General features: G+C 53.6%; 12 protein-coding genes and 1 pseudogene. 9 read left to right on the forward strand and 4 right to left on the reverse strand.

Features of this window, described 5'->3' with window-relative positions; all coding sequences use genetic code 11:
- Positions 1 to 32 precede the first annotated feature (32 nt).
- Together P9J57_RS09310 and yebS are read right to left on the reverse strand one after the other, a co-directional pair.
- Positions 33 to 2,672 (reverse strand): PqiB family protein, encoded by a 2,640-nt coding sequence (locus P9J57_RS09310; protein ID WP_015700191.1) that lies wholly within the window; start codon positions 2,670 to 2,672, stop codon positions 33 to 35.
- On the reverse strand, positions 2,641 to 3,885 hold the full coding sequence (yebS, locus tag P9J57_RS09315; protein ID WP_013026037.1) for a membrane integrity lipid transport subunit YebS: 1,245 nt from the start codon (positions 3,883 to 3,885) through the stop codon (positions 2,641 to 2,643). Before yebS ends, P9J57_RS09310 begins: the two co-directional genes overlap by 32 nt.
- Before the next feature lie 211 nt (positions 3,886 to 4,096).
- Here yebS and P9J57_RS09320 point away from each other — a divergent pair, with 211 nt between their 5' ends.
- The 4 genes from P9J57_RS09320 to htpX all read left to right on the forward strand — a co-directional run bounded on the left by P9J57_RS09320 (position 4,097) and on the right by htpX (position 8,592).
- Entirely contained in the window at positions 4,097 to 4,597 is a 501-nt protein-coding gene (locus P9J57_RS09320) for a GAF domain-containing protein (RefSeq protein WP_013026036.1), read from the forward strand.
- Between the two features lie 96 nt (positions 4,598 to 4,693).
- Positions 4,694 to 5,395 carry an RNA chaperone ProQ gene (gene proQ, locus P9J57_RS09325; RefSeq protein WP_105088179.1) on the forward strand — a complete coding sequence of 234 codons (702 nt, stop codon included), beginning with the start codon at positions 4,694 to 4,696 and terminating at the stop codon, positions 5,393 to 5,395.
- A gap of 19 nt (positions 5,396 to 5,414) precedes the next feature.
- Positions 5,415 to 7,460 carry a carboxy terminal-processing peptidase gene (gene prc, locus P9J57_RS09330; protein WP_014605697.1) on the forward strand — a complete coding sequence of 682 codons (2,046 nt, stop codon included), beginning with the start codon at positions 5,415 to 5,417 and terminating at the stop codon, positions 7,458 to 7,460.
- 250 nt (positions 7,461 to 7,710) lie between these two features.
- A complete protein-coding gene (gene htpX, locus P9J57_RS09335) occupies positions 7,711 to 8,592 on the forward strand; it encodes a protease HtpX (protein ID WP_013026033.1) in 882 nt (293 codons plus the stop codon).
- 48 nt (positions 8,593 to 8,640) lie between these two features.
- Here htpX and P9J57_RS09340 read toward each other — a convergent pair whose 3' ends face one another.
- Positions 8,641 to 10,002: an MFS transporter gene (locus tag P9J57_RS09340; RefSeq protein ID WP_013026032.1), complete on the reverse strand. Its 1,362-nt coding sequence runs from the start codon at positions 10,000 to 10,002 to the stop codon at positions 8,641 to 8,643.
- 185 nt (positions 10,003 to 10,187) lie between these two features.
- Between P9J57_RS09340 and kdgR the strand changes: the two genes are divergently transcribed.
- The gene (gene kdgR / locus P9J57_RS09345) at positions 10,188 to 10,982 is read left to right on the forward strand and encodes a DNA-binding transcriptional regulator KdgR (protein ID WP_013026031.1); all 795 of its coding nucleotides are present in this window, start codon (positions 10,188 to 10,190) and stop codon (positions 10,980 to 10,982) included.
- A 30-nt stretch (positions 10,983 to 11,012) separates the two neighbouring features.
- On the opposite strand, the gene P9J57_RS09350 is transcribed toward kdgR, so the two are convergent.
- Positions 11,013 to 11,249 (reverse strand): YobH family protein, encoded by a 237-nt coding sequence (locus P9J57_RS09350; RefSeq protein ID WP_013026030.1) that lies wholly within the window; start codon positions 11,247 to 11,249, stop codon positions 11,013 to 11,015.
- A 221-nt stretch (positions 11,250 to 11,470) separates the two neighbouring features.
- Here P9J57_RS09350 and P9J57_RS09355 point away from each other — a divergent pair, with 221 nt between their 5' ends.
- The 4 genes and pseudogenes from P9J57_RS09355 (at position 11,471) to cspE (ending at position 13,660) form a co-directional block, all read left to right on the forward strand.
- Positions 11,471 to 11,743, forward strand: coding sequence for a YebO family protein (locus tag P9J57_RS09355; protein ID WP_044042541.1), 273 nt, complete (start codon positions 11,471 to 11,473; stop codon positions 11,741 to 11,743).
- An 18-nt stretch (positions 11,744 to 11,761) separates the two neighbouring features.
- Positions 11,762 to 12,766: an MBL fold metallo-hydrolase gene (locus P9J57_RS09360; protein ID WP_483279481.1), complete on the forward strand. Its 1,005-nt coding sequence runs from the start codon at positions 11,762 to 11,764 to the stop codon at positions 12,764 to 12,766.
- A 528-nt stretch (positions 12,767 to 13,294) separates the two neighbouring features.
- Positions 13,295 to 13,413: pseudogene (locus P9J57_RS09365) on the forward strand (DUF2627 domain-containing protein).
- 37 nt (positions 13,414 to 13,450) lie between these two features.
- Positions 13,451 to 13,660 (forward strand): transcription antiterminator/RNA stability regulator CspE, encoded by a 210-nt coding sequence (gene cspE, locus P9J57_RS09370; RefSeq protein WP_001062678.1) that lies wholly within the window; start codon positions 13,451 to 13,453, stop codon positions 13,658 to 13,660.
- Positions 13,661 to 13,736 lie beyond the last annotated feature (76 nt).

The raw sequence follows: 13,736 nt of genomic DNA on the forward strand, positions 1-13,736 counted from the left end.
AGAAAACGGGCAGCCTGGGCTGCCCGTATGGCTTAAGGTTGATTCGGGTCGGGGATCGCCGTTCCCCAGTTACGCCAGTCTTTAGGCGGTTCATCCTGCAGCAGGAAGTGTTTGTTTGACGTTGCCTGAGGTGCCAGCGGCACGGTCGGCGGCGTAGCAAACTGAATACCGCCACGGATAAACTGCTGGAAGGTGCCGGTTTTCACCACGCCGCCAATCAGGCCAAAGTCCAGGTTATAGCCCGAGGCCAGCCAGAACACCGAATTGTTGCGGACCAGATGCTGGTATTTCTTACTGATACGCAGCGCGATTTGTACACGGTCTGCCATATTCCCCAGCGATGTACCGGTCACCGTGCCCACTTCTACCCCGCGGAAAAGCACCGGCGTACCCAGCGACAGGGAACCCGCTTCGGTCGCATCCACATAGATGTTCAGGCCGTTAAGGTAACGTGAATCCGTGATGGTGCTTTCCTGCAGCTCAAAGGTGCGCGCGCCACGGCCTTTGCCCGGATCGACGTTGACATAAGGCTGGAGGATCGTTTCCAGATGATTTACACCTGCGGCAGAAATTTCTGGCGATACCACCGAGAAACGGCTGTCGACGCGGGCAAAACTCTGCACATATTCAGGGTAAAGTACGGCCTTCGCCACCACCTGATTGTTGTCATCGCTCAGCGACAGCGACTCGATTTGTCCCACATTGATACCAAGGTAACGAATTGGCATGCCGGCGGACAGCTTGCTGGCGTCATAGGTATGTAACGTAATCTGGCTGCCCACGGCCCGTGCAGCCGTTTCAGACGGATAAAGCACGCGCTTCGCGCCTTTATCAATTTTCGCGCCCGTCAGGTTGTCGAAGCTAATGGCGCCTTTCAACGCCCGGTTTAGCGGCGAGGCCTGCACGGTTAACCCACTGCCGTTAAGCTGAACGCGTGCGCCGCCTTCTGCCCAGAACACACTTTCAGCAGAGAGCAGTTTGCGGTATTCCGGTTTGATGTGGACCGCGATATCAAACGCATCAGCGCGCGGGGTGACTTGCGTAATTTCACCGACCTGGAATTTACGATAGAGCACAATTGAGCCGGCCTGAACGTCTGGCAGGCTTTTCGCCGTCAGCATCAGCGTGGTGGATGGGCCATCGCCGGTAATGCCTTCTTCCGCGCGTTCAGCATCGGCAAAGAGGGGATAGGCCGTCTTAGGTGCGCCTTGTTTACCCGGCTCCAGACGAATACCGCCATCGACCCACTCGCGGGCGCTGGCGCCCAGCACCTGCATGCCATCCAGGCCGAATTTCACGTCAAGGCGACTGTTTACAATGAATTTACTGTCGCCGTGGACCAGTTGGCGCTGGTCAGGATTGACCGCGACAACAAAATTAACGCCGTTTGCATCCAGATCCCGGGAAATTACCTGACCAATTTTTAGTCCGTGCAACATCAGGGGTTGGCCGGCATCGATGCCGTAGCTTTCGGGGGCGCTCAGTTTCACGGTGAGAACATTGGGTTGCTGCAGCAGCGTTTTATTGGGTGCGACCACCGTAAAATGCTGCTGCGGTGCACCATCGCCAGGCACCAGCTCAAAGGTGTTACCGGTCAGCAGGCTGCTCAGGCTGGTATCCGTGAGGCTGAGTTTGGGGCTGCGCATCTCAATACGCGTGCCTTCACGCATCAGTCCCACGACAGAGGGATCGATCGTCATCTCACCGGTCACTTTACCGCCATCCTGCAGATTCAGTTTGGTCAGGGTGCCGACTTCTAAGCCCTGATACATCAGCGGCGTACGGTTGGCTGAGAGATTATCCCCGCTGGGCAGATCCAGCGATATCAGCACGCCACGCTGGCTGTGAGCCAGGTCGGGATAGAGCTGATAGTTCTGATCGGTTTTGGCGGCTTCCGCGCCCTCAGGCGAGTCAAAGGCGATAGCGCCGTTGACTAAGGCTGACAGGCTTTCTAGCTGTACTCTGGCCCCGCTCAGGCTGACGTCTGCATTCATTCCTGACACATTCCAGAAGCGGCTGCTGGTTTTCACCAGGTTCACGAAGCGCCGCTCAATCAGGACGTCAATCGACACGCCGTTGTTCTGATTGTTAATGCTGTAATCGTAGACCCGGCCCACCGGGATTTTGCGGTAATACACTAACGAGCCGGTGTTCAACGAGCCGAGGTCGGATGAATGCAGGTGAATCATGAGCTCACCGGTATTCACGCGGTATTTCGGTTGGGTATCCAGCGCGGTAAAGGTGTCACTTTCTTTACCATCGCCTGGCATCATGCCGATGTAGTTCCCCCCCACCAGCGCATCCAGACCGGAAACCCCCGCCAGTGAGGCTTTTGGCGTGACCAGCCAGAACTGCGTATTTTCACGCAGCGCATCGCGCATGTCGCTCTTAATGCTGGCCTTGATCTGAATCTTTTTGTAGTCGTCGCTAAGATTGATGCCCTGCACAGTACCGACTTCCACGCCCTGATAGCGGATAGGCGTGCGGCCGGGCACGATGCCATCGGCCGTCTGGAAATTGATGGTGATGGTCGTGCCGCGCTCTTGAAAATTGGTCCAAAGCAGCCAGCCCGCAATCAGCATTGCGATAATGGGCAGAAGCCAAAAAGGTGAAATTTTACGCTTGTTGCGCAGCGTAGCATTAGTCGGTGTAGTCGGCGTTTCCTGTTGCATGTGCATCCCAGAGCAGGCGGCTATCCAGCCACTCAACGGCCATAATGGTCAGGATCACTGCCGCGCCAAAATAAAACGCAGCGGGTCCCATGGTAAAAGCCAGTAGTTGATCGCGATTGACCAACGACATGGTTAGTGAAATGACAAACAGATCCAGCATAGACCAGCGTCCAACCCAGGTCACAAAACGTAGCAGACGAATGCGGGTTTTCAGGCCCTGTTCGCAGCGGAAATGGATACTGAGCAGCAGCGCCAGCATCACCAGCACTTTGGTGAAGGGAACCAGAATACTGGCGATAAACACCACGGCTGCGACGGGCACGTTACCGGATGCCAGAGACAGGATGCCGGAGAAGATCGTGTCTTCACGGCGCGATCCGTTCAGGTACACCACCGAAATCGGCAACAGATTGGCGGGAATCAGCAGCACAATTGACGCGATAAGGGCGGCCCAGGACTTTTGTAAGCTGTGGCGGCGCCGAAAATCAAGCGGCGTATGACAGCGCGCGCAGCGGCCGCGGGCGTCAGGAATATCGGTGTAGTGGCAGTTAAGGCAGACCTGAAGATCGTCACGCCGCGTCACCTGGTGCGACTGGGGATAAAAGTGCTCCCAAAGCTGCTCCATGTTCAGATGAATCAACGTAATGACGCTCAGCACGGTTAGCGCCACATAGGCGACCAGCCCATAGCCTAATTCGAGGTCGGCGTAATCCTGGACTTTTATGGAGGCGACGGCGATGCCAATCAAAAAAATATCCAGCATCACCCACTCTTTGAGCTTATCGAGCATCAGCAGCACCGGGCGCAGATTCATCCCTAAACGCTCACCCAGGGCCAGATAGCCAATGCCTGCCACCAGCGTCACCGGCGCGCCGATAGTACAGAACGCCACCATCGAGGCGGTCAGGACATTGCCCTGTAGCGTCATCTGAACGATACCTTCCAGTACGCTGGCGTCAATGCGCATGCCCAGCAGGCGAATGTCGATAAGCGGCATGCTAAAAGCAAAAGGCATCAGCACCAGCATCGTGGCCGCCATCGCCAGCAGACGTGTCATTGACCAGTCGCGGCCGCTCACAATTTGCGCGTTGCAGCGGGGACAGTGGGCTGACTGATACGATTTCACATCTGGTAAGGAAAAAAGGGTATCGCATTGCGGACAACGCTGATAACGTGCCTGAGGCAATGTCTGGCTGATAGCGTGAATTTTCATAAATTAGTGCATGTTTCGCTTATTGTGATTAACGCAAAGGGTCAGTAAGACATCGCCTGGGTACCTGTCTCGGGTATCACGCTTCGATCCACAGAATGTTAAGGTTATAGTAACTAACGCTATGATTCACCTTATGGCTATGGATTTTTAGTGCTTATTTTTAACAAGCGGAGTGGTTAGCCGCTCGGATGTCACTGGTAACGGTTGAATAATGAACAAAACTGCCTTTTACGCCGATTTAGATCGCGATATGCGCGCCTTACTGGCGGGAGAAACGGCGTTCCTCGCTGCAATGGGTAATTTTAGCGCGCTGTTGTATGAACGTCTCGAAGGCGTGAACTGGGCAGGTTTCTACCTGCTAACGGAAGCCGATACGCTGGTTCTGGGCCCGTTCCAGGGGAAAATCGCCTGCGTGCGCATTCCCGTGGGCAAAGGGGTTTGCGGCACCGCACTGGCGCAACAACAGGTGCAGCGTGTTGATGATGTCCATGCTTTCCCTGGCCATATCGCCTGCGATGCCGCCAGTAATGCAGAAATTGTGATTCCTCTGAAAATAAACGGTCAGGTTGTCGGCGTACTGGATATCGACAGTGTGGAATACAATCGCTTCGATAGTGAAGATGAAAAAGGGCTGGTCGCCTTGACTAACGGGCTTTGCGACGTGCTCGCGAACAGTGACTTAGAAAAATATTTGCAGCTGACGCGTAGCTAATCGACTGGATTGCATGGCATTTGGCGATGTTGTCATTATAATGTCGCCTGTTCATGCCTGCTCTGGTCGGCAAACCCGTAGTAATCAGGAAATTTCATGGAAAATCAACCTAAGTTGAATAGCAGTAAAGAAGTCATTAGCTTTCTGGCGGAGCGCTTTCCGCACTGCTTTAGCGCTGAAGGCGAAGCGCGTCCGCTCAAAATCGGTATCTTTCAGGATCTGGTAGAGCGCGTTCAGGGCGAAATGAACCTGAGCAAGACGCAGTTGCGTTCGGCCTTGCGTCTTTATACCTCTAGCTGGCGCTATCTGTACGGTATCAAAGCGGGTGCCACCCGTGTGGATCTCGATGGAAACCCCTGTGGTGTTCTTGATGAGCAGCACGTGGAGCATGCCCGTAAGCAACTCGAAGATGCCAAAGCGCGTGTTCAGGCACAGCGCGACCAGCAGCGAGCCGCTCGTCGCGAAGCCGGTGAAGGCGAAGAGGGTGCCAGCGCACCACGTCGCCCACGCAAGCCTGCTCCGCGTAAACCGGCAGAAGGTGATGCCGCGCGTAAGCCGCGTCCACAGTCTGCTGAGCGTCCTACTGCATCGCAGAATCGCAAACCGGCACCACGCCCGGAGCAGCAGGCTAAACCCATCACTGATACCTCAACTTTGCAACCCGGCCAGAGTATTAAAGTTAAAGCAGGCAAAAGTGCGATGGACGCAACCGTTCTGGAAGTGTCGAAAGACGGCGTCCGGGTACAGCTCGCTTCCGGCATGGCAATGATTGTGCGCGCAGAACATTTGCAGTTCTGAAACGGAGGCTGACCCCGGCATGAACACCCTTTTAAAAGTTGGATTGATTGCGGGCCTGCTGTTGTCAGGCCCTTCCTTTGCGGCCGAGAACATTACACGTGCCGATCAAATTCCACAGCTGCATGAAGATCCGCAGGATGCGACGGTAAGCGAGCGCGTGACGTCGCGTTTTACCCGTTCTCACTATCGTCAGTTCGATCTTGACGGCGCCTTCTCGGCCAAGATTTTTGACCGCTATCTCAATATGCTCGACTACAGCCACAACGTGTTGCTGGCGTCGGACGTTGCACAGTTTGCCAGCAAGAAGACCCAACTGGGTGATGAGCTGCGTAGCGGTAAGCTGGATATTTTTTACGATCTTTATAATCTGGCGCAAAAACGCCGCTTTGAGCGCTATCAGTATGCGCTTACGGTGCTGGCGCGTCCGATGAACTTTACCGGCAATGACACCATCGATATTGACCGTTCTAAAGCGCCCTGGCCGAAAGACCAGAGTGAGTTGAATGCGCTGTGGGACGCCAAGGTCAAATACGATGAGCTGAGCCTTAAACTCGCCGGTAAAGACGAAAAAGAAATCCGTGAAGTGCTGACCAAACGTTATAACTTTGCCATCCGTCGTCTGGCGCAAAGCAACAGTGAAGATGTATTCCAGCTGGCAATGAACGCTTTTGCCCACGAAATCGATCCGCATACCAACTACCTTTCACCGCGTAATACGGAGCAGTTCAACACCGAAATGAGCCTGTCGCTCGAAGGGATTGGTGCCGTGTTGCAGATGGATGATGACTATACCGTTATCAACTCTATGGTGGCCGGTGGTCCGGCGGCGAAAAGTAAAGCGATCACCGTTGGGGACCGCATCGTCGGCGTCGGTGAGCCTGGCAAGCCAATGGAAGACGTTATCGGCTGGCGCCTGGATGATGTGGTCGCCAAAATCAAAGGGCCGAAAGGCAGCAAGGTTCGCCTTGAGATTCTGCCTGCTGGCAAAGGCACTAAGACCCGTATTGTGACCTTAACGCGTGAGAAAATCCGTCTGGAAGATCGCGCGGTTAAAATGAGCATTCACACTGTCGGTAAAGAAAAAGTCGGCGTGCTCGATATTCCTGGCTTCTACGTTGGCCTGACCGATGATGTCAAAGTGCAGTTGCAGAAGCTGCAAAAGCAGAACGTTGACAGCATCGTCATCGATCTGCGCACCAACGGCGGCGGCGCACTGACCGAGGCGGTTTCGCTTTCTGGCTTGTTTATTCCAAGTGGCCCGGTTGTTCAGGTCCGTGATAACAATGGCCACGTGCGTCAGGATAGCGACAACGACGGCATTGTTTATTACAAAGGCCCGCTGGTGGTGCTGGTTGACCGCTTCAGTGCTTCTGCATCAGAAATTTTTGCAGCGGCAATGCAGGATTATGGTCGTGCGCTGATCGTCGGCGAACCCACCTTTGGTAAAGGCACCGTTCAACAGTACCGGTCACTGAACCGCATTTACGATCAGATGCTGCGTCCGGAATGGCCTGCGCTGGGTTCGGTGCAGTATACGATTCAGAAGTTTTATCGTATCAATGGCGGCAGTACGCAGCGCAAAGGCGTGACGCCGGACCTGTTGATGCCAACCGGTGTTGAAGCGGCGGAAACGGGCGAGAAGTTCGAGGACAATGCGTTACCGTGGGACAGCATTACGGCCGCGACCTACACCCGCACAGGTGATGTCAAGGCGCTGGCGCCACAGCTGACCAAAGAGCACGATGAGCGCATCGCTAAGGATCGCGAGTTCCAGTACATCATGAAGGACATCGCCCGCTTTAACGCCATGAAAGACAAGCGCAACATTGTGTCGCTCAATCTTGCCCAGCGCGAGAAAGAGAACCACGAGGAAGATGCGCTACGTCTGGAACGCATTAACGCGCGCTATCAGGCTGAAGGTAAAAAGCCGCTGAAGAGCCTTGATGATTTGCCGAAAGACTATAAAGAGCCCGATCCTTATCTGGATGAAACGGTAAAAATTGCCAATGACCTGGCGCAGCTGGAGAAATCCTCACCTGAGGCACCGGCAGCCAAAACCAACTAACGGCATAACCCGGGTTATCCAAAGCACCGCCCAGCGCGGTGCTTTTTTTTATCATTAATTTGGCAGTGATAAGCGTCGTTAATGTGTTCGTCTGAGCGGTTTCCGACAGGTTGCGCGAAAGGTTGTGTCATATTGTAAAGTTATGTCTTTTTAGACACTTAAACGTTAAGGTCGCTTGAAAACCCGCACAATGCTCATAGGATATGTATCCGCGCATGAGCGCATGAACTACTGAGGAAGATTAACCGTTATGATGCGTATTGCTCTTTTCCTGCTGACCAACCTGGCTGTGATGTTGGTATTCGGGCTGATTCTCAGCCTGACAGGAATCCAGTCAAGCAGTGTTCAGGGCCTGATGATAATGGCAGGCTTGTTTGGCTTCGGCGGTGCGTTTGTCTCACTGCTGATGTCGAAGTGGATGGCGCTACGTTCAGTTGGCGGTGAAGTGATTGAGCAACCGCGCAACGAAACCGAGCGCTGGTTAATTGACACGATTGGCCGACAGGCACAGCAGGTCGGTATTGCTATGCCCCAGGTCGCTATCTATCACGCGCCGGATATCAACGCGTTTGCAACCGGTGCGCGGCGTAATGCCTCGCTGGTGGCGGTTTCTACTGGCCTGCTACAAAACATGAGTCGTGATGAAGCGGAGGCGGTGCTGGCGCACGAGGTGGCGCACATTGCGAATGGCGACATGATCACCATGACGCTGATTCAGGGTGTGGTGAACACCTTTGTTATCTTTGTGTCGCGTATCCTGGCACAGATTGCGGCGGGCTTTATGTCCGGCAACCGTGATGGCGAGGAGAGCAGCAACGGAAATCCGCTGGTCTACTTTGCTGTCTCGATGGTGCTTGAACTGGTATTCGGTATTCTGGCCAGCATCATCACGATGTGGTTTTCACGTCATCGTGAATTCCATGCCGATGCCGGCTCGGCCAAACTGGTGGGGCGCGAAAAAATGATTGCGGCTTTGCAGCGTCTGAAAACCAGCTATGAGCCGCAGGAACCCAGCAGCATGATGGCGTTTTGTATTAACGGAAAAGGAAAATCATTTAGCGAACTCTTTATGTCGCATCCACCGTTAGATAAACGAATCGAAGCGCTGCGCAGCGGTGAATACCTGAAGTAACCCTCACGAAAAAGGCGACGGCAACGTCGCCTTTTTTTATCGCTGAACTCAGGCTTTCATTCGTGACAGGCTGAGAAGGGCGGCGACGGTAGAGAATCCTCCCGCTAATAACAGCGAGGCATGGGTTCCGCCATTTCCCATCAGATTGAACATCAGCGCGACCAGCGCCGCGCCGCTGCTCTGGCCCAGTAATCGCGCCGTGCCTAACATACCGCTGGCACCGCCGCTGCGGTTGCGCGGCGCAGCAGTGACGATTGTATGGTTGTTTGGCGACTGAAACAGGCCAAAACCGGCTCCGCACAGCATCATGCGCCAGATAATATCCATGTCGTCAGGTTGGGCAGGCAGCCGGGCCAGCAGGAACAGCCCGCTGGCAAACAGTGCCAGACCAATGCCGCCGAGCAGACCGGCATGGACCCGCTCAATCAAACGGCCCGCAATGGGTGAAAGCAGCATGGTAGCAAGAGGCCAGGGCGTCAGCAGCAGGCCTGTTGCGACTTCATCGCGACCCAGTACGCTTTGCAGATAAAAAGGCAGAGAGACCATCGCCAGCATTTGTGCACAGAAAGAGCAGACGGAAGTGCAGATCGACAGCGCGAAAATGGGAATACGCAGCAAGTCAACCGGCAGCAGCGGCACCTCCATCCTTAACTGACGACGGATAAAGAAATAACCGACCAGGATGATCACCACAATTTCGCTGGCGATCAGCCAGTGGGGCTGTCCCTGCGCAAATCCCCCCAGAGCCGAAATCAACAGCCCGAAAAAAAGCGCATTCATCACCGCACTGGTGATATCGAACTTCTGGGTTTTTGCCCGTTGTGGGTTATCGGGCAGATAACGCAACGCCAACCAGAGTGTCACTGCACCCAGCGGCAGGTTAATCAGAAATAACCAACGCCAGCTGGCAACAGAAAGAATGGCTGCCGCGACGGTGGGACCGGCAGCGGTTGAGATCGCCACCAGCAGTGCATTGATGGCAATGCCCCGACCCAGATAGCGAGGAGGATAGATAATGCGTATCAGCGCTGTATTAACGCTCATGACCGCAGCACCGCCAAGCCCCTGCAAGACACGCGCAACGGTCAGCATCGTCAGCGTGGATGACAGCGCGCAGAACACCGATGTCGCGGCAAAGACCACCAGGCCGAACTGATAAACGCGGCGGTATCCAACGATATCGCCCAAAAAGGACAGCGACAGCAGTGAAGCCACAATCGCGATCTGATAGGCGTTAATGACCCAGACCGACTGGGCCGGGCTGGCCTGCAGCTCACGTGAAATGGTTGGGAGAGCCACATTGGCAATTGAGCCGTCTAACACCGCCATGATGAGGCCAATGGCGATTGTCAGAATAGCCCAGTACCGTTGTGGCACAGGAAGTCCGCCGTCAGAAGAAGAGAGTGACATAGAGGCTAATATTAAAGAGTGTGAATATCATCATGCTAATCAATTGGCGGACAAAATGCACCGCGCCGGAATGAAAAATATATTTTACAGATGTTACAGACCTTGAAAGTTTGCCGGAGCGAGGCGCCGCAATCTATACTGCAACCCCGTTCCGTTTTTTTTGAAACACGTATTCAAGGTGAGCAATGGTTCCTGATTCAAAGGACAAACAACCTGATTCTGTCTCTTCGGTGCAAAAGGTGTTTGGCATTTTGCAGGCCTTAAGCGAAGAGCGCGATCACGGTATTACCGAACTGGCTCAGCGGCTGATGATGTCTAAAAGCACCGTTTACCGTTTCCTGCAAACCATGAAATCACTGGGCTATGTCGCCCAGGAAGGGGAAAGCGAAAAATACTCACTGACGTTAAAACTGTTTGAGGTGGGATCGAAAGCGCTGCAGAACATTGACCTGATCCGCAGTGCCGATGTGCAGATGCGTGAACTGTCCCGGTTAACCAAAGAAACGATCCATCTGGGCGCGCTGGACGAGGACAGTATTGTCTATGTCCATAAGATCGATTCGCTGTATAACCTGCGCATGTCGTCACGTATTGGCCGCCGCAATCCGCTGCACTCAACCGCGCTGGGTAAAGTGTTACTGGCGTGGCGCAGTCGGGAAGACATTAACGACATTTTGCAGCGGATAACCTTTACCATTAATACCGCGAATACGCTTTCTGACGCCGGCGCGCTTATTGACGTCCTGAGTCAGGTCAGGAAGCAGGGTTATGGTGAGGATAATGAAGAGCAGGAAGAGGGCGTTTGCTGCATCGCCGTGCCCATTTTCGATCGTTTCGGCGTGGCCGTCGCGGGGCTGAGTATCTCTTTTCCTACGCTGCGCTTCCCGGCATCGAACAAGCACACTTACGTGGCAATGCTGCATGAGGCGGGACGCCGTCTTTCCGCTGAGCTTGGTTACCACGATTACCCTTTAAACTGAAAAAGCGGGCCGTGGCCCGCTTCAGTGCGATCAGTTATCAATCACGTCGCCACTCTTTTTCAACAGCGGGCAGTCGGTAACGCCCACGACGCCGCTGTCGGTGTGCAGATATTGTGCCGTGATCATGCCCCGTGCGGTCAGGTAGTTACACTTCAGGCCCAGACCTGCGGCATTCTTGTTACTTCCGGCCAGCACGCCATATCCGGTAAACAGCATGGCCAGCCAGATGATTCCCACAACAACAATTGCCCGAATGAACAGTTTCATTGTATCTCCTTATGATACCCAACGCAGTGTTCCAGTGACTGCTGCTTAACATGATGTACAGGGGCAGCATGCCTCGCTTTTAAAAGGGATGCGATCAGAGATAACTGAAAGAAGCAGATTGATACACATCATTTACGTCACCATTATCTTTTACTGCGCCACAGGGTAGAATGGCGGGTCGTCCCCTTTATTGTGATTTCACCTGGTATCTTGAGGCAGTTATGAATGAGTTAGCCGCTAATGCGGGTCCTGTGGTCAGCTTTGGCGTGATGGGAATCGTGCTGATTGTGGCATTGATGCTATGGTTCTATGTTAACCGCGCCAGCGTTCGGGCAAATGAACAGATTGCGTTGCTGGCGTCACTGTTAGAAGAGCAAAAGAAACAAAACGCGCTGCTTAAGCGGCTGATCGAGAGGCAAACGGGTGCCGCCGAGCAAAAAGCGGAAGAGCAGGCGGAAAGCAATGATTTTATTCGCCTGATCCCGGAACGTTAAATCCTGCATGGAGGCCGGATGGCCTGGAAAAATCCCTGGTATGACAGCAGTAAACCCCATCATACGCCGGAGGGGTTTCGCAACCCTGAACCTGATATGCGCCAACAGGGTGACCTGAAGCGCTGGCGTAAGGAACGTAAAGTGCAGGGATTACCGCATCCGCCTCAGCAGGGCTATGATGGTTTTAGGGCGCAGTGGTGGCAACCCGCCGACCTGAGCGGTGACGACGATCGCATCTGGTGGCTGGGCCATGCTGCGCTGCTGTTGCGGCTGAATCAACGCTATATTCTGATTGACCCCGCACTTTCCCGGCGGGCATCGCCATTGCCGTTTCTGGGGCCGGAACGCAAAACACCTTCGCCGCTGACGATCGACCAGTTGCCACATCTGGATTACGTGTTGATCTCCCACAGCCATTACGATCATCTGGATAAGCCGACCATCAAGCAGATCGTACGCCACTTTCCAGAGGCGGTTTTTGTGGTTCCGCTGGGTCTGGCTGACTGGTGTCAACGCCGTGGCGTGAAGCAGGTACATCAGCTTGACTGGTGGCAGCAGAAAGCCTTCGAGGGTATTCAGTTTCATGCGGTTCCGGCCCGCCACTGGAGTATGCGCACGTTAACTGACCGCAACCGGTCATTGTGGTGCGGCTGGGTCATCCACACCGCGTCGCTGCGCTTTTGGTTCTCGGGGGACAGTGGCTACACTGAAAACCTTCATGCCATTGCCGCGCGTCTCGGGCCGTTTAATCTTGCCGCGCTGCCCGTCGGTGCCTATGAACCCCGCTGGTTTATGGCGGGGCAACATATGGATCCTCAACAGGCGGTGTCGCTCTGGCATGCAATAGGGCAGCCTCTCACGATCCCTGTTCACTGGGGCGTCTTTGAACTTGCTGATGAATCGCTCGATGCGCCCCCGGCAGAATTGCTGCGGGTCTTACAACAACGTGGGGAAGCAAGCAGGCATTTTACGCCCTGGCAGATAGGCGAGAGCCGCAGCCTGAGCTATATCGACCAGGCGTAGTCAGAGGTAATAACCTTTCCTTCTGACGTCACGGGATTCTGGCTGAAATCAATATTCCTTCACGGCCCCCGGCAGGCGTAATTCAAAAAACGCCTGCATGCAAGCTGTAAGTGATTGCGTTAACGCTCAACTTATGATTTTACTGGAAATAAAATTTATATTTGTACGAAATAGAATTTATTGTACAAGCCTGCTGCAATAGTTTACCCGCGCTTCACTTATCGGCTCCTTTATTTGGTGCAACTTTGCCATATTAGTGCAATGTTATTTTTTTAATGTTATCCCTCTGGCTGGACGGCCGAGACGGCGTCAGATATCACCCTGTCTGGGCAGAAAAGCATTATATTATAGGGTTGTTGTGACTATTAGTGGCGTTCAGTACACAGGCTTATGTACCAGAAAGTACATTCTCTGGGAGCTGTCTTGCAAATATGTGAAAAGCGCCGACCGTGTTTATAAAAATGGCTTGCCATTATTTAGCGGATATGTGATAACAATTCGTGGGTTAAACGAGGTACAGTTCTGTTTATGTATGGCATCTTCAGTAAAGAAGTTACGAGTAAAGACGTTGACGTTGAATACCGCTTCCTTGCCGAACTTTAATCAGTGCCTCATTCAGTAATGTCTCTGTTTTATCTGTAGGTTAGCCTCCGGGCAAAATAAACACTTTAAGGAATTAGTAAAATGGCAAAGATTAAAGGTCAGGTTAAGTGGTTCAACGAGTCTAAAGGCTTCGGTTTTATCACTCCAGCTGACGGTAGCAAAGATGTATTCGTACACTTCTCTGCTATTCAGGGCAACGGCTTCAAAACGCTGGCCGAAGGCCAAAACGTTGAGTTCGAAATTCAGGACGGCCAGAAAGGCCCAGCAGCGGTTAACGTTACTGCTATCTGATTTCGCCTCAGACGGGTGCCATGCACCACAGTCTCAGATATTAAAGCCTTGGCCAACTGGCCGAGGCTTTTTTTAC

It is taken from the genome of Pantoea sp. nfd-35 (assembly GCF_056892255.1).